This is a genomic window from Photobacterium sp. Alg240-V54 (assembly GCF_900537155.1).
Taxonomy (GTDB): Bacteria; Pseudomonadota; Gammaproteobacteria; order Enterobacterales; family Vibrionaceae; genus Photobacterium.
Genome location: NZ_UNRL01000008.1, coordinates 1 through 15,446 on the forward strand (window position 1 = coordinate 1; position 15,446 = coordinate 15,446).

Consider the following 15,446-nt stretch of genomic DNA (forward strand, 5'->3'; position numbering starts at 1 on the left):
CTCTGAGACAGGTGCTGCATGGCTGTCGTCAGCTCGTGTTGTGAAATGTTGGGTTAAGTCCCGCAACGAGCGCAACCCTTATCCTTGTTTGCCAGCACATAATGGTGGGAACTCCAGGGAGACTGCCGGTGATAAACCGGAGGAAGGTGGGGACGACGTCAAGTCATCATGGCCCTTACGAGTAGGGCTACACACGTGCTACAATGGCGTATACAGAGGGCTGCAAACTAGCGATAGTAAGCGAATCCCACAAAGTACGTCGTAGTCCGGATTGGAGTCTGCAACTCGACTCCATGAAGTCGGAATCGCTAGTAATCGTGAATCAGAATGTCACGGTGAATACGTTCCCGGGCCTTGTACACACCGCCCGTCACACCATGGGAGTGGGCTGCACCAGAAGTAGATAGCTTAACCTTCGGGAGGGCGTTTACCACGGTGTGGTTCATGACTGGGGTGAAGTCGTAACAAGGTAGCCCTAGGGGAACCTGGGGCTGGATCACCTCCTTACCTAAARACTTATGCTGTTTTATGCAGTGTCCACACAGATTGCTTGGTAAATTAGTTAAAAGAAAAGTACGAAAGTGCTAATTAATGCTCACGCATTGATTAACGCTTTTTTGCGTTATGCTCTTTAACAATCTGGAAAGCTGACTAGTAAATTCAATCGAAAGATTGATTTTAAAAAATGTTTTTATTTTCGAATAAAAACGAGTTCTCAAAACAACACACATTCAAGTGTCTTGTATCGAGTCCGGCGAAAAACCAATGTTTAATATTTTMTTGATCGGATTATTAAACACAAACCTTGGTTAGTTGAACATACAAGACCTCTTGGGGTTGTATGGTTAAGTGACTAAGCGTACACGGTGGATGCCTTGGCAGTCAGAGGCGATGAAGGACGTATTAACTTGCGATAAGCCCAGATTAGGCAGTAAAAGCCACTTGAGTCTGGGATTTCCGAATGGGGAAACCCACTAGCATAAGCTAGTATCATTAACTGAATACATAGGTTAATGAAGCGAACCGGGGGAACTGAAACATCTAAGTACCCCGAGGAAGAGAAATCAACCGAGATTCCGGTAGTAGCGGCGAGCGAAACCGGATTAGCCCTTAAGTTAGTTCAGCGTTAGGTGAAGGTTCTGGAAAGTACCGCGATACAGGGTGATAGCCCCGTAACCAACAACGCTTTATTAGTGAAATCGAGTAGGACGGGACACGTGATATCCTGTTTGAACATGGGGGGACCATCCTCCAAGGCTAAATACTCCTGACTGACCGATAGTGAACCAGTACCGTGAGGGAAAGGCGAAAAGAACCCCTGTGAGGGGAGTGAAATAGAACCTGAAACCGTGTACGTACAAGCAGTAGGAGCCCACTTGTTGGGTGACTGCGTACCTTTTGTATAATGGGTCAGCGACTTAATTTTAGTAGCAAGGTTAACCGTTTAGGGGAGCCGTAGGGAAACCGAGTCTTAACTGGGCGTCATAGTTGCTAGGATTAGACCCGAAACCGAGTGATCTAGCCATGGGCAGGTTGAAGGTGAGGTAACACTTACTGGAGGACCGAACCGACTAATGTTGAAAAATTAGCGGATGACTTGTGGCTAGGGGTGAAAGGCCAATCAAACTCGGAGATAGCTGGTTCTCCCCGAAAGCTATTTAGGTAGCGCCTCGGACGAATACTACTGGGGGTAGAGCACTGTTAAGGCTAGGGGGTCATCCCGACTTACCAACCCTTTGCAAACTCCGAATACCAGTAAGTAATATCCGGGAGACACACGGCGGGTGCTAACGTCCGTCGTGAAGAGGGAAACAACCCAGACCGCCAGCTAAGGTCCCAAAGTTATAGCTAAGTGGGAAACGATGTGGGAAGGCTCAGACAGCCAGGATGTTGGCTTAGAAGCAGCCATCATTTAAAGAAAGCGTAATAGCTCACTGGTCGAGTCGGCCTGCGCGGAAGATTTAACGGGGCTAAGCTATACACCGAAGCTGCGGCAATATGACTTGTCATATTGGGTAGGGGAGCGTTCTGTAAGCCGTTGAAGGTGAGTTGTAAAGCTTGCTGGAGGTATCAGAAGTGCGAATGCTGACATGAGTAACGATAAAGGGAGTGAAAAACTCCCTCGCCGGAAGATCAAGGGTTCCTGTCCAACGTTAATCGGGGCAGGGTAAGTCGACCCCTAAGGCGAGGCCGAAAGGCGTAGTCGATGGGAAACGGGTTAATATTCCCGTACTTCTTATAATTGCGATGGAGGGACGGAGAAGGCTAGGTGAGCCTGGCGACGGTTGTCCAGGTCCAAGTATGTAGGCTGATGGTTTAGGCAAATCCGGACCATCTTAAGGCTGAGATACGATGTCGAGCTACTACGGTAGTGAAGTCATTGATGCCATGCTTCCGGGAAAAGCTTCTAAGCTTCAGATTATAAGAAATCGTACCCCAAACCGACACAGGTGATCAGGTAGAGAATACCAAGGCGCTTGAGAGAACTCGGGTGAAGGAACTAGGCAAAATGGTACCGTAACTTCGGGAGAAGGTACGCTCCTAGCGGTGATGAGACTTGCTCTCTAAGCTGCCGGGAGTCGCAGATACCAGGTGGCTGCAACTGTTTATTAAAAACACAGCACTGTGCAAAATCGAAAGATGACGTATACGGTGTGACGCCTGCCCGGTGCCGGAAGGTTAATTGATGGGGTTAGACTTCGGTCGAAGCTCTTGATCGAAGCCCCGGTAAACGGCGGCCGTAACTATAACGGTCCTAAGGTAGCGAAATTCCTTGTCGGGTAAGTTCCGACCTGCACGAATGGCGTAATGATGGCCACGCTGTCTCCACCCGAGACTCAGTGAAATTGAAATCGCAGTGAAGATGCTGTGTACCCGCGGCTAGACGGAAAGACCCCGTGAACCTTTACTATAGCTTGGCACTGAACATTGACCCTACATGTGTAGGATAGGTGGGAGACGTTGAAGCAACCGCGCCAGTGGTTGTGGAGTCAATCTTGAAATACCACCCTTGTATGCTTGATGTTCTAACGTCGACCCCTTATCGGGGTTACGGACAGTGCCTGGTGGGTAGTTTGACTGGGGCGGTCTCCTCCCAAAGAGTAACGGAGGAGCACGAAGGTGGGCTAATCACGGTCGGACATCGTGAGGTTAGTGCAATGGCATAAGCCCGCTTGACTGCGAGAATGACAATTCGAGCAGGTGCGAAAGCAGGTCATAGTGATCCGGTGGTTCTGAATGGAAGGGCCATCGCTCAACGGATAAAAGGTACTCCGGGGATAACAGGCTGATACCGCCCAAGAGTTCATATCGACGGCGGTGTTTGGCACCTCGATGTCGGCTCATCACATCCTGGGGCTGAAGTCGGTCCCAAGGGTATGGCTGTTCGCCATTTAAAGTGGTACGCGAGCTGGGTTTAGAACGTCGTGAGACAGTTCGGTCCCTATCTGCCGTGGGCGTTGGATGATTGAGAGGGGCTGCTCCTAGTACGAGAGGACCGGAGTGGACGAACCGCTGGTGTTCGGGTTGTATCGCCAGATGCATTGCCCGGTAGCTAAGTTCGGAATCGATAACCGCTGAAAGCATCTAAGCGGGAAGCGAGCCTCAAGATGAGTCATCCCTAGACCTTTAAGGTCTCTAAAGGGTTGTTGAAGACTACAACGTTGATAGGTCAGGTGTGTAAGTGCTGYGAGGCATTGAGCTAACTGATACTAATTGCCCGTGAGGCTTAACCATACAACACCCAAGGGGTTTTTCTTCTCAAAAGAGAAGAGACGGACTCTACAAACACTTGAATGACGTGTTGAGAACAAACTAGTTAGATTTTCCCAGATTGCTATTTATTACCATAAGGTAATAAATAAAACAGAATTTGCTTGGCGACCATAGCGTTATGGACCCACCTGATCCCTTGCCGAACTCAGTAGTGAAACGTAATAGCGCCGATGGTAGTGTGGGGTCTCCCCATGTGAGAGTAGGACATCGCCAGGCTTTAATTTCGTTTTTATCTTTTTGATAAAAAGGTAGAGACAACAAGTTGCATTTATGCTGAATAGACACTGCGGAGTGGTAGTTCAGTTGGTTAGAATACCGGCCTGTCACGCCGGGGGTCGCGGGTTCGAGTCCCGTCCACTCCGCCATTTTTAAAAAGAAACCTGAATCTAACGATTCAGGTTTTTTTTCGTCTGTAGAAAATGGTAACGATAGTGTGGTGTATCCGCCCCATGAACCCACGAGGCGATATAATACCAATCTGGGAAATTAACTGGTCAGATTGATCCAATCCCTTGAACACATTTTTGTAATGCGTGAAGCCGATTCATTCAATCGATTCCATGCAAGACAGACCTTATCGACAATGTCGTTATAATCAGTAAAATTTTGATTAGCGAGATAGTGTTGTCGTAACCAACTCCAAACTTGTTCAATTGGGTTAAGTTCAGGGGAATAGGGTGGAAGCTTGATGATGCTGAGATTATTAAACGGATTGGCAATATCGTCAGTGTGCCAACCGGCACCATCCATTACCACAAGAGCATGACGACCTTTTTCGGTGATTCGTGATATTTGAGCAAGGTGCTCAGTCATTATTTCTTTATTTACCCAAGGTACCACTAACGCCTCACCAATTCCTCTTGTTGGACACACAGAGCCAAAGAGATAAACATATTCAAACTGCTGTTGTTTTATCGCTCTTGGTCGAGTTCCTCGCTTAGCCCAAAGACGGGTAGTGGTATTTTGTTGTCCAAACCTTGCTTTATCTTTAAACCATACATCGACCTTATTGAGCCTTATATGTCGAGGGATCTTAGGATCGTTTCAATTTTAAATTTTTTTAAAATTATCCTGGGTCTGTTGTGATTGTTTTGGATGTTTTGACCGTGAGGTTATCCACGAAAGCCCGTGCGCTTAAGTAGATAATAGATAGAATTTGGATGGTAGTTTTTATCAAATTCTTTGAGAATATAAGTGTGAATATCCGCGCCTATTAATCGCCCACCCTAAGAGTCTTGAGCTTTAAGTTTAATATAATTGGATAGCTGCTTATGTTGTTTAGGAGTGAGAAATGCAGGACGTCCACTACGCGGTCTGTCACGCCGAGGACGCACTGATGTTGGAATGGTAATTTCTGTTCGCTTAATGTCAATAAAATCAATCTTTATTAAGTATAGGTAATTTGTGTGGGATTTACGATAAACAGGTGATGGAGGGCCTGTTGTCGATTAGAGGTGGCGTTTAAATAGATAGCGCAGCAACAATAACACATTGCTGCGCAGTCAATAGGCACTATAAAATCTGATTAAGGATGTGGTCTGCTTTAACGCGACGGATTCGCTTAATTAATTTCTTTACTTGAGGTGGGTAGCTATCAATTTTTTCGATTTGTTTATAGCTACCAATTAAAGTGGTATGGGTAAGGATACAATCAATTTCTTGTTGAGTTTGCTGTGCTAGGAGTTGATTTTTGTCGTGAATTAGAATGGCATTCTCTAAATCAAGTTTCCATGCGCGAGGGTTTAAATTATTACCCGTAATCAACATATATTGATTATCAACCCAAATACCTTTGAGGTGAAAGCTATTATTGTCGTGTTTCCACAGATGAATTGCTAATTGACGACTAGCAATTGCTGCCTCGTTATTTTTTGCAAAATTACGTAGATTTACTTCATATAGATAAGGTAAGCCGGCAATTGTTTTAAAAGGCTCTGATGGCGGAATATAAAAATCATTCGCAGTTTTATCACCGACAACAATTGTAATTTTAACACCACGCTTTAATGCTTTAATGACTTCTTTACTAACACCACGTGGAAAGTTGAAATAGGGCGTACATATGGTTAATTCATGTTGTGAACTTGCAATCAACGCACAAATTTCTTGGTTAAGTTGGTTACGACGTTTACCCAAGCCGATTAGTGGTGTTAGTCCAACTTCATCGGTTGCAATAGATTCTGCAGTATAGTGATAGCTTGCCTGTTGTAACTCAGCGCGAAGATCTTTAATGGCACTTTTTAACGATTTGGTATCGGGACGCTGTGCTTGATTTAAACAATTAACAGCATCACTTTCGACTAACGTTTCGGTAATAAATGTCGCCATGCTGTCAGCAAGCTTGCTGTTCTTGATAACATGGTAACGATCATAACGATAACGGTCATGTTGGGCTAAGTAGACATCATTAAGGCTCGCACCGCTATAGATAACAGTGTTATCTATGACGAAGCCTTTTAAGTGTAAAACACCAAAGACTTCACGGTTACGTACCGGAACACCTAATACTTCGATTGGGAACTGGTATTTTTCTGCATATTCACGGTATAAGGCAGCATTACCATCTGATTGACTTGCGCCAATAAGGCCGCGTTGAGCACGATGCCAATCTACAAAGACTTTTATGTCTAATGCTGGATTACGTTGCTTTGCTTCGTATAGCGCCGTTAATATGCCGCGACCAGCCTCATCATCTTGTAGATAAAGAGCAACGATATAAATGCGCTGCTGTGCTGAATCAATTTCTTGGTATAAGCGCTTTCTGAAAGAGCTCGCGTCAAAAAGAGTCTCTAAATTTTCGGGCTTGTGCGCAATACACGGCAGTTGATCTATATACTGCCTATTAGCAATAGCTGAATCCATTATCGCCTCGTTTACACGATCTATAAGAAGATAAATTTGAGTTAAGGAACGAATTATATCAGAAAAAGCGCTAAGTCAACCTATCTCATTGCTAGATATATGATCACCTCACGAATTTATAACAATCTCTAAGCGTTATAGTGCATCGGTATTAGCTTTTTTCCGCTATGGCAATAACGTTCAAATCGTTGTAGTAAATCATGCGGTAATTGCTGCGGTTGCAGAGTGATAAATCCAGCACGCTGGTAAAGCGCTTCAAGTTCTTTAAATGCAAAGCAATAACACGGCTTTTGTTGTATTTGTGGTATGGCGTGTTGAAGTAATTGAGTTGCTATTTTCTGATGTCTGTATTCAGGTTTAACTAACATGCCTGTTAATAGTTGCAACTCGCCGATAGACTTAAACCGAACGCAACAGATAACACCTTGTTGTGATTCACCTACCCATAGGATCTCATCACGTTTTGCTTTGCCTGCCGGATAAAAATCTTTATAGAGTTTATTAATGATAGGTAATCGAATTGGATTTAACTGCTGATAACGAATTGGGTTCATGGGAAAACACTGCGTTGTGAGATTGATTCGGGTAAAATAACCCCATTAGTATAAAGATACGGTCTTAAATTAACATGAAAGTTTTACCTGATCATGGGTTAGCGCCTTATCATACCTTTGGTATTGATGCTGTAGCCACGCAGATTGTAGAAGCTGAAACTATTGATGACTTTATTAATATTTGGCGCGATGCCAAATTTAATAACATGCCTAAGTTGGTTGTAGGGCAAGGAAGTAATTTACTTTTTTGTGAAGATTATCAAGGCGTGATTATTCTCAATAGAATTAAAGGTATTACATTAACAGAAACCGATAACTGTTATTGTCTGCACGTCGGCGGCGGTGAGGATTGGCATCAACTCGTGAGTTGGTGTGTAAAACACAATATTGGTGGTTTAGAAAATTTAGCCCTTATTCCTGGTTGTGTTGGTTCTTCACCTATTCAAAATATTGGTGCTTACGGCATTGAACTCAAAGATGTATGCCAATATGTTGATGTTCTAGACGTGAACACTAATGATGTTCGACGTTATGAGGCTAGTGCTTGTGAGTTTGGCTATCGAGACTCAATTTTTAAGCATCAATTAAAAGATGGTCATATTATTGTTGCCGTTGGTTTGTGCTTACCAAAACAATGGCAGCCTCAAATTGCTTATGCGCCTTTAAATCAATTCGATGTGACAGCGGTGACGATTCAACAAGTGTTTGATACTGTTTGTGCTGTCCGTAAAGCCAAGCTACCAGATCCAACAGAAATTGGTAATGCAGGTAGTTTTTTTAAAAATCCTATTATATCCAAAACATTACGAGATAAGCTACTTGTTGACTATCCTGCTATGCCTAGCTATGGTGTTGACGATCTGCAGGTGAAATTAGCTGCTGGTTGGTTGATCGATCAGTGTGGTCTTAAAGGGTATCAAATTGGTGGGGCGAAAGTGCACCCACAGCAAGCATTAGTATTAACCAATATCGGTACGGCAACGGCACAGGATGTGGTTAATTTAGCACAATATGTCGTTGATCGGGTTGTAGAGAAATTTGGTGTTGCTCTGGAACATGAAGTTCGATTTATGGCGGCGAGTGCTGAAACCCATTTGAGCGAGATTTTAGCATCATGAAAGAGCATTCAACCCGTTTAGCCTTGATTGGTTTATTAGCGGATGGTCAATTTCATTCAGGTGAACAATTGGGGGCTACATTAGGAATGTCACGCGCTGGTATTGCTAAGCAAATTAAAATCATTCAGCAGTGGGGACTTGATTTATATAGTGTCCAAGGGAAAGGTTATTGCTTAGCTGCGCCGATTGAATTGCTTGATAGTCAACGCATTACTGAATTAGTTAGTTGTCCTCAGCTAGAGTTGATTCCGGTGATTGATTCGACAAATCAATATTTGCTTGATCAAGTCGGCCAATTACCGAGTGGGGCAGTTTGTTTAGCAGAATATCAACAAGCGGGTCGTGGCCGCCGAGGTCGACAGTGGCAATCACCTTTTGGTAGTAATCTTTATCTATCTACTTATTGGCGCTTAGAGGCCGGTGTTGCAGCTGCGATGGGATTAAGTTTGGTGGTAGGCGTTGCGATCGCTGAAACCTTACAGCAATTTGGTGCGCCTGATATTCGTGTCAAATGGCCCAATGATCTATATTGTCATGATCAAAAATTGGCTGGTATTTTAGTTGAAATGACGGGAAAGGCTGGTGATGCTGCGCATTTAGTGATCGGAATGGGACTTAATATTGCGATGCCAACGGTGGCGACCAATATGATAGATCAAGCATGGACTAATTTAAGTGCTGCTTGTTCGCCGTTACCATCGCGTAACGTGTTAGCGGCAACATTAATTGAGCGTATCCATCAAACGTTAACTGAATATGAAGCGGTTGGTCTTTGTGGTTTTGTTGAGCGTTGGAATAAAATTGATAACTTTTTAAACCGCCCTGTGAAATTGCTTATTGGTGAGCGTGTTGTTGAAGGCATTGCTCGTGGTATTAATGAGCAAGGCGCGTTATTACTTGAAACGGACAATGGTATTACTGCTTATGTTGGTGGTGAAATCAGCCTTAGAGGTTGCTAATGCAATTATTAATTGAAGCGGGGAATACTTACGTTAAGGTTGCCCTATTATCCGTAAATGGTCAGGTAGAGTTAATTGGCAAATATCCAAGTAAGAAACTTGAGTTAGTGCTTGATCCTATTTTAGAACAAAAAATCAAACGGATTGTTTTTGCCAGTGTTGGTCCTGTTGAGGTCGATAATACCATCCAGCGTATTGCACAGGTGTCAAATATACCTGTATTACATGTGAAAACCATGCGTAAGGATTTTGGGGTTAAAAATGGCTATAACGAGTATCAATATCTAGGGGTTGATCGTTGGTTAACGTTAGTCGCTATTCATCAACAATTTAAGCGCCCAACGGTGGTGGTTGATATTGGTACGGCATTAACATTTGATGTACTAGGCGGAGATGGAAAGCACCTTGGTGGCTGGATTGCACCGGGCTATCAACTAATGATGAAAGTGGTGTTAGAAAATACCACCAAGGTGTTTTCTGATCATGAGCATTGTAATAACCTCCAGTTAGCTGACAATACTGCGGATGGATTAAAAAATGGTTGTCGAGCAGCATTGATAGGTTTAATTGAATATGGCCTTAAAGAAGCGCGTCAAAAATTACCAATTGAACCGGTTGTCGTGTTGTGTGGTGGGGGAGTGAGGCATCTTCCGCTGGACGATATTAAAAATTATAACCACCGTTCAGAATTGGTACTTGAAGGGCTTGCTTTGTATGCGAAATGTCGATAATGGATAAATTTACGACAATTGATGAAAAAAGCATAAAAAAATGGCGCTAAGCTATTGCATCAAAAATCATCATTATCTAGAATGCGCATCAATTAAGCCGACTTAGCTCAGTAGGTAGAGCAACTGACTTGTAATCAGTAGGTCACCAGTTCGACTCCGGTAGTCGGCACCAGTTTCAAGAATTTCGGTGGGATTCCCGAGTGGCCAAAGGGAGCAGATTGTAAATCTGCCGGCACTGCCTTCGAAGGTTCGAATCCTTCTCCCACCACCATTATTCAAATAGTTAAATAGCGCTACGAGTAAAAAAGTTTTTGCGGGCATCGTATAATGGCTATTACCTCAGCCTTCCAAGCTGATGACGCGGGTTCGATTCCCGCTGCCCGCTCCACACTTCTTGTGTGCTGATATAGCTCAGTTGGTAGAGCGCACCCTTGGTAAGGGTGAGGCCGGCAGTTCGAATCTGCCTATTAGCACCACTCTTCAGTCAATATTTATCAATTTGTTATATACTCAACAAACCCATGTTTGGTTGTGTGGTCGAAGTGCCACTAAATACCGTGCCCAGAGGGACTATCCATGTCTAAAGAAAAATTCGAACGTAATAAACCGCACGTTAACGTTGGTACTATCGGTCACGTTGACCACGGTAAAACAACTCTAACTGCTGCTATCTGTACTACACTTGCAAAAGTGTACGGTGGTGTTGCTAAAGACTTCGCATCTATCGATAACGCTCCAGAAGAGCGCGAGCGTGGTATCACAATCTCAACTTCTCACGTTGAGTACGATACTCCTACTCGTCACTACGCACACGTAGACTGTCCTGGACACGCCGATTATGTTAAAAACATGATCACTGGTGCTGCTCAAATGGATGGYGGTATCCTAGTTGTTGCTGCAACTGAYGGTCCTATGCCACAAACACGTGAGCACATCCTACTTGGTCGCCAGGTTGGTATTCCTTACATCATCGTATTCATGAACAAGTGTGACATGGTTGATGATGAAGAACTACTTGAGCTAGTAGAGATGGAAGTTCGTGAACTTCTTTCTGAGTACGATTTCCCAGGTGATGATTGCCCAGTAATCATGGGTTCTGCACTAGGCGCGCTAAACGGCGAAGCTGAGTGGGAAGCTAAGATTGTTGAACTAGCTGAAGCTCTAGATACTTACATTCCAGAGCCAGAGCGTGCTATCGATCTACCATTCATCCTTCCAATCGAAGATGTATTCTCAATCCAAGGCCGTGGTACTGTTGTAACTGGTCGTATTGAGCAAGGTATCGTACGTGTAGGTGACGAAGTTGCTATCATCGGTATCGTAGACACTATTACAACTACTTGTACTGGTGTTGAGATGTTCCGTAAGCTTCTTGACGAAGGYCGTGCTGGTGAGAACGTTGGTGTTCTTCTACGTGGTACTAAGCGTGATGACGTTCAACGTGGTCAAGTACTTGCTAAGCCAGGTTCAATCACTCCACACACAACTTTCACTTCAGAAATCTATGTTCTTTCTAAAGATGAAGGTGGTCGTCACACTCCTTTCTTCAAAGGTTACCGTCCACAGTTCTACTTCCGTACAACTGACGTAACTGGTACTATCGAGCTACCAGAAGGCGTTGAAATGGTAATGCCTGGTGATAACATCTCTATGACTGTTACTCTAATCGCACCTATCGCGATGGACGAAGGTCTACGTTTTGCTATCCGTGAAGGTGGCCGTACAGTTGGTGCTGGTGTTGTTGCAACTATCGTTGCATAAGTTACGCTAACATCGTTGAATTAAATTTGACGATAGAGCACTAAAAAGGGCATCATTTGATGCCCTTTTTCTACACTTTAACTTTAAATTGAATGTTTTTTGTTCAAAGTGTAGAAGTGAAATTTCGTAAAGATGAAGTTTTTATCAATGTTATTAAAGGTTTAGGCCTTTCCTTCATCCTAGACCTCGCTCAAGCGGGGTTATTTTCGTCTAGATGATTAACACTAGTTACAGGTTGGTTGTATGAAAGCGAATGCCGAAAACCAAGAAAGCGAAAGCAAAATGGATGGCCTGAAATGGGTCGTGGTTTTTGCTTTGCTAGCTGCTGCTGTGGTTGGTAATTACCTATACAGTGATGTTTCTGTTGTTCTGCGCTCTTCTGCCGTAGTAGCCCTTGTGGTTGTTGCTGGTATTTTTGCGGCATTAACAGCAAAAGGTAAATCCGTGGTTACGTTTGCACGTGAATCGCGCATGGAAGTCCGCAAAGTAGTGTGGCCTACTCGTCAGGAAGCTACGCAGACAACCTTTATCGTTCTAGCAGTCACTGTCGTGATGGCATTAGCCCTTTGGGGTATTGATGGCATTATGGTCCGTTTAGTGCGCCTAGTTACTGGCGCGTGAGGTAAGAATTCATGAGCGAAGCTCCAAAAAAACGTTGGTATGTAGTACAGGCTTTTTCAGGTTTTGAAGGCCGTGTAGCGCAATCACTACGTGAACATATCAAAATTCATGGTATGGAAGAGCACTTTGACGAGGTTTTAGTACCGACGGAAGAAGTGGTAGAAATGCGTGCTGGTCAACGCCGTAAGAGTGAGCGTAAGTTCTTCCCTGGCTATGTGCTTGTACAAATGGTGATGAACGATGAAACATGGCACCTTGTACGTAGCATTCCTCGTGTAATGGGGTTCATTGGCGGTACGTCTGATCGTCCAGCACCGATTTCTGATAAAGAAGCTGATGCGATCCTAAACCGTCTACAACAAGCTAGTGAGTCTCCTGTACATAAAACTGTATTTGAACCTGGTGAAGTGGTACGCGTGACTGATGGTCCGTTTGCTGACTTTAATGGTACGATTGAATCTGTAGATTATGATAAGAGCCGTGTGAAGGTTTCTGTATCAATCTTCGGTCGTGCAACACCAGTAGAACTTGAGTTCGGTCAAATCGAAAAGAACTGATCAAATTCTGTTCAACTCGTATTGTCAGGGGTGTGGAATTAGGCTATAATTTCGCGCCCTTTCGTTAGACGGGGAGTCTATTTGTTTTAAAATAGACGTTTGAACCCAAAATTAGGTATATAGCAATGGCTAAAAAAGTAGAAGCTTACATCAAGCTGCAAGTTGCAGCTGGTGCAGCGAATCCAAGTCCACCAGTTGGTCCAGCTCTTGGTCAACATGGTGTAAACATCATGGAATTCTGTAAGGCGTTTAACGCTAAGACTGACTCAATCGAGAAAGGTCTTCCGACTCCAGTTGTTATCACTGTTTACAGTGACCGTTCTTTCACGTTCATCACTAAGACACCACCTGCTGCAGTTCTTCTGCTTAAAGCTGCTGGTCTTAAGTCTGGTTCTGGCCGTCCGAACACTGACAAAGTGGGTACTGTAACTGAAGCTCAGATCCAAGAGATCGCTGAGACTAAAGCTGCAGACATGACTGGTGCTGACATTGAAGCTATGAAGCGTTCAATTGCTGGTACTGCTCGTTCAATGGGCCTAGTGGTAGAGGGTTAAGATAATGGCTAAACTGACTAAGCGCATGCGCGTTATCCGTGACAAAGTTGACTCTACTCGTGAGTACGAAATTAACGAAGCCGTTGCACTTCTAAAAGAATTAGCGACTGCTAAATTCGTAGAAAGTGTTGACGTTGCTGTTAATCTTGGTATTGATGCACGTAAATCTGACCAAAACGTTCGTGGTGCAACTGTACTACCTAACGGTACTGGCCGTGACATCCGTGTTGCTGTATTTACACAAGGCGCAAACGCTGAAGCTGCTAAAGAAGCTGGCGCTGAGCTTGTAGGTATGGAAGATCTAGCTGCTCTTGTTAAGAAAGGCGAAATGAACTTTGACGTTGTTATCGCATCTCCTGATGCAATGCGCGTTGTAGGTCAACTTGGTACCATTCTTGGTCCACGTGGTCTTATGCCAAACCCTAAAGTTGGTACTGTAACTCCTAACGTTGCTGAAGCAGTTAAAAATGCTAAAGCTGGTCAGGTTCGTTACCGTAACGACAAAAATGGTATCATTCACACTACTATCGGTAAGGTGAACTTTGATGCCGCTCAACTACAAGAGAACTTAGAAGCTCTTCTAGTTGCACTGAAGCGTGCTAAGCCGTCTTCAGCGAAAGGTACTTTCATTAAGAAAGTAAGCATCTCTACCACTATGGGTGCAGGTGTAGCGTTAGATCAGAACTCTCTGAAAGCTAACGTAGCGTAAACTAATTTGCAGAAGCGATAAGTTAGTGTATAATTTGTCGCTTCCGAATTCGTGGCTGAGGTTAGTTGTTTTCAATTAACCTCCGTCAAAGACCGTAGGTGTTTTTCGGAACTTAATTTACCTACGTAGACGGTGCCAGAACATGATTGATGTAAGTCTTTTTTGGATCTGCGCCGTAAAACTCTCCTGTCAACCGGCAGTGAGTGGTGTAAATGCTGGGGTGACCCAGAAATTATCCAGGAGCAAATCCAATGGCATTAAATCTTCAAGACAAAAAAGCAATTGTTGCTGAAGTCAACGAAGCTGCCAATGGTGCCCTGTCTGCAGTTGTTGCTGACTCTCGCGGTGTTAGTGTGTGTGCAATGACAACTCTACGTAAACAAGCTCGTGAAGCTGGCGTTTACCTACGAGTTGTTCGTAACACATTAGCACGTCGTGCAGTTGAAGGTACTGATTTCGAATGTCTACAAGACGTTTTCGTTGGTCCTTCACTAATCGGCTTCTCTAATGAGCACCCAGGTGCTGCAGCGCGTCTTTTCAAAGACTTCGCTAAAGAGAATAAAAGCTTCGAGATCAAAGCTGCTGCATTCGAAGGCACTATTGCCAACGCTGATGTACTAGCAACTCTACCAACTTACGACGAAGCTATCGCACGCCTAATGATGTGCATGAAAGAAGCGTCTGCTGGTAAACTTGTACGTACTATCGCGGCTGTACGTGATCAGAAAGAAGAAGCTGCTGCTTAATTGCCGCACTTTATCTGATTACTATTTAAACTTATTGTTGACTTTAAAAGAGAATTGTTATGTCTATCACTAACGAGCAAATCCTAGACGCAGTTGCAGAAATGTCTGTAATGCAAGTTGTTGAGCTTATCGAAGCTATGGAAGAGAAATTCGGTGTTACTGCTGCTGCTGCAGTAGTTGCAGGCGGCGCAGCTGCAGACGCAGCTGAAGAGCAAACTGAATTTGACGTAATCCTAACAGCTGCTGGCGCTAACAAAGTACAAGTTATCAAAGCTGTACGTGGCGCAACTGGTCTTGGCCTTAAAGAAGCTAAAGCTGTAGTTGACGGCGCACCTGCTGCTGTTAAAGAAGGCGTAGATAAAGCTGAAGCTGAAGCTCTTAAAGCTCAATTAGAAGAAGCTGGTGCTTCTGTTGAAGTTAAATAATAATTATTTGATTTCATAGCCATTTATGGCTATTGGCTGGTGGCAAAAATGCCACCGGCCTTTTTGCGCTATAGA

General features: G+C 44.0%; 14 protein-coding genes, 5 tRNA genes and 3 rRNA genes. 18 read left to right on the top strand and 4 right to left on the bottom strand.

Annotation, left to right across the window (positions count from 1 at the left end; all coding sequences use genetic code 11):
• The 4 genes from G6R09_RS15980 to G6R09_RS15995 all read left to right on the top strand — a co-directional run.
• Positions 1 to 507: ribosomal RNA gene (locus tag G6R09_RS15980) — 16S ribosomal RNA — on the top strand; the annotation flags it as partial.
• Positions 508 to 843: 336 nt separating this feature from the next.
• Positions 844 to 3,735 (top strand): 23S ribosomal RNA (locus G6R09_RS15985).
• A 139-nt stretch (positions 3,736 to 3,874) separates the two neighbouring features.
• A 5S ribosomal RNA gene (gene rrf, locus G6R09_RS15990) occupies positions 3,875 to 3,990 on the top strand.
• 72 nt (positions 3,991 to 4,062) lie between these two features.
• Positions 4,063 to 4,139, top strand: a tRNA-Asp gene (locus G6R09_RS15995).
• A 121-nt stretch (positions 4,140 to 4,260) separates the two neighbouring features.
• On the opposite strand, the gene G6R09_RS16000 is transcribed toward G6R09_RS15995, so the two are convergent.
• The 4 genes from G6R09_RS16000 to G6R09_RS16015 form a co-directional block, all read right to left on the bottom strand.
• Positions 4,261 to 4,806, bottom strand: coding sequence for an IS630 family transposase (locus G6R09_RS16000; RefSeq protein WP_163923609.1), 546 nt, complete (start codon positions 4,804 to 4,806; stop codon positions 4,261 to 4,263).
• 80 nt (positions 4,807 to 4,886) lie between these two features.
• Entirely contained in the window at positions 4,887 to 4,988 is a 102-nt protein-coding gene (locus G6R09_RS19990) for a winged helix-turn-helix domain-containing protein (RefSeq protein WP_306440120.1), read from the bottom strand.
• Positions 4,989 to 5,286: 298 nt separating this feature from the next.
• The gene (pssA, locus tag G6R09_RS16010; protein WP_065168662.1) at positions 5,287 to 6,636 is read right to left on the bottom strand and encodes a CDP-diacylglycerol--serine O-phosphatidyltransferase; all 1,350 of its coding nucleotides are present in this window, start codon (positions 6,634 to 6,636) and stop codon (positions 5,287 to 5,289) included.
• Between the two features lie 128 nt (positions 6,637 to 6,764).
• Positions 6,765 to 7,190 carry a GNAT family N-acetyltransferase gene (locus G6R09_RS16015; protein ID WP_065168663.1) on the bottom strand — a complete coding sequence of 142 codons (426 nt, stop codon included), beginning with the start codon at positions 7,188 to 7,190 and terminating at the stop codon, positions 6,765 to 6,767.
• A gap of 74 nt (positions 7,191 to 7,264) precedes the next feature.
• On the opposite strand from G6R09_RS16015, the gene murB reads away from it, so the two are divergent.
• The 14 genes from murB to rplL all read left to right on the top strand — a co-directional run bounded on the left by murB (position 7,265) and on the right by rplL (position 15,371).
• Positions 7,265 to 8,308 (top strand): UDP-N-acetylmuramate dehydrogenase, encoded by a 1,044-nt coding sequence (gene murB, locus G6R09_RS16020; RefSeq protein WP_163923512.1) that lies wholly within the window; start codon positions 7,265 to 7,267, stop codon positions 8,306 to 8,308.
• The gene (birA, locus tag G6R09_RS16025) at positions 8,305 to 9,267 is read left to right on the top strand and encodes a bifunctional biotin--[acetyl-CoA-carboxylase] ligase/biotin operon repressor BirA (RefSeq protein ID WP_163923515.1); all 963 of its coding nucleotides are present in this window, start codon (positions 8,305 to 8,307) and stop codon (positions 9,265 to 9,267) included. Before murB ends, birA begins: the two co-directional genes overlap by 4 nt.
• On the top strand, positions 9,267 to 9,998 hold the full coding sequence (locus G6R09_RS16030; RefSeq protein WP_065168666.1) for a type III pantothenate kinase: 732 nt from the start codon (positions 9,267 to 9,269) through the stop codon (positions 9,996 to 9,998). Before birA ends, G6R09_RS16030 begins: the two co-directional genes overlap by 1 nt.
• A 96-nt stretch (positions 9,999 to 10,094) precedes the next feature.
• Positions 10,095 to 10,170, top strand: a tRNA-Thr gene (locus tag G6R09_RS16035).
• Positions 10,171 to 10,184: 14 nt separating this feature from the next.
• Positions 10,185 to 10,269: transfer RNA gene (locus tag G6R09_RS16040), tRNA-Tyr, on the top strand.
• Between the two features lie 42 nt (positions 10,270 to 10,311).
• A tRNA-Gly gene (locus tag G6R09_RS16045) sits at positions 10,312 to 10,386 on the top strand.
• Between the two features lie 12 nt (positions 10,387 to 10,398).
• Positions 10,399 to 10,474: transfer RNA gene (locus tag G6R09_RS16050), tRNA-Thr, on the top strand.
• A 100-nt stretch (positions 10,475 to 10,574) separates the two neighbouring features.
• Positions 10,575 to 11,759 (top strand): elongation factor Tu, encoded by a 1,185-nt coding sequence (gene tuf, locus G6R09_RS16055; protein ID WP_163923518.1) that lies wholly within the window; start codon positions 10,575 to 10,577, stop codon positions 11,757 to 11,759.
• A 243-nt stretch (positions 11,760 to 12,002) separates the two neighbouring features.
• The gene (secE, locus tag G6R09_RS16060) at positions 12,003 to 12,380 is read left to right on the top strand and encodes a preprotein translocase subunit SecE (protein ID WP_045032395.1); all 378 of its coding nucleotides are present in this window, start codon (positions 12,003 to 12,005) and stop codon (positions 12,378 to 12,380) included.
• An 11-nt stretch (positions 12,381 to 12,391) separates the two neighbouring features.
• Positions 12,392 to 12,937 carry a transcription termination/antitermination protein NusG gene (gene nusG / locus G6R09_RS16065; protein WP_036788965.1) on the top strand — a complete coding sequence of 182 codons (546 nt, stop codon included), beginning with the start codon at positions 12,392 to 12,394 and terminating at the stop codon, positions 12,935 to 12,937.
• 125 nt (positions 12,938 to 13,062) lie between these two features.
• Positions 13,063 to 13,491 (top strand): 50S ribosomal protein L11, encoded by a 429-nt coding sequence (gene rplK / locus G6R09_RS16070; protein ID WP_065168454.1) that lies wholly within the window; start codon positions 13,063 to 13,065, stop codon positions 13,489 to 13,491.
• Positions 13,492 to 13,495: 4 nt separating this feature from the next.
• Complete coding sequence (gene rplA, locus G6R09_RS16075) at positions 13,496 to 14,200, top strand: 50S ribosomal protein L1 (protein ID WP_061000601.1); 705 nt, start codon at positions 13,496 to 13,498, stop codon at positions 14,198 to 14,200.
• Between the two features lie 251 nt (positions 14,201 to 14,451).
• Complete coding sequence (gene rplJ / locus G6R09_RS16080; protein WP_061000599.1) at positions 14,452 to 14,946, top strand: 50S ribosomal protein L10; 495 nt, start codon at positions 14,452 to 14,454, stop codon at positions 14,944 to 14,946.
• A gap of 59 nt (positions 14,947 to 15,005) precedes the next feature.
• On the top strand, positions 15,006 to 15,371 hold the full coding sequence (rplL, locus tag G6R09_RS16085) for a 50S ribosomal protein L7/L12 (RefSeq protein ID WP_065168453.1): 366 nt from the start codon (positions 15,006 to 15,008) through the stop codon (positions 15,369 to 15,371).
• Positions 15,372 to 15,446: the final 75 nt, after the last annotated feature.

Bases quoted from the DNA above. Each gene is read 5' to 3' on its own strand.
- rplA (WP_061000601.1), top strand. From the start codon at position 13,496: ATGGCTAAACTGACTAAGCGCATGCGCGTTATCCGTGACAAAGTTGAC.
- rplJ (WP_061000599.1), top strand. From the start codon at position 14,452: ATGGCATTAAATCTTCAAGACAAAAAAGCAATTGTTGCTGAAGTCAAC.
- G6R09_RS16015 (WP_065168663.1), bottom strand. From the start codon at position 7,190: ATGAACCCAATTCGTTATCAGCAGTTAAATCCAATTCGATTACCTATC.
- pssA (WP_065168662.1), bottom strand. From the start codon at position 6,636: ATGGATTCAGCTATTGCTAATAGGCAGTATATAGATCAACTGCCGTGT.
- nusG (WP_036788965.1), top strand. From the start codon at position 12,392: ATGAGCGAAGCTCCAAAAAAACGTTGGTATGTAGTACAGGCTTTTTCA.
- rplL (WP_065168453.1), top strand. From the start codon at position 15,006: ATGTCTATCACTAACGAGCAAATCCTAGACGCAGTTGCAGAAATGTCT.
- birA (WP_163923515.1), top strand. From the start codon at position 8,305: ATGAAAGAGCATTCAACCCGTTTAGCCTTGATTGGTTTATTAGCGGAT.
- secE (WP_045032395.1), top strand. From the start codon at position 12,003: ATGAAAGCGAATGCCGAAAACCAAGAAAGCGAAAGCAAAATGGATGGC.
- rplK (WP_065168454.1), top strand. From the start codon at position 13,063: ATGGCTAAAAAAGTAGAAGCTTACATCAAGCTGCAAGTTGCAGCTGGT.
- murB (WP_163923512.1), top strand. From the start codon at position 7,265: ATGAAAGTTTTACCTGATCATGGGTTAGCGCCTTATCATACCTTTGGT.
- G6R09_RS16030 (WP_065168666.1), top strand. From the start codon at position 9,267: ATGCAATTATTAATTGAAGCGGGGAATACTTACGTTAAGGTTGCCCTA.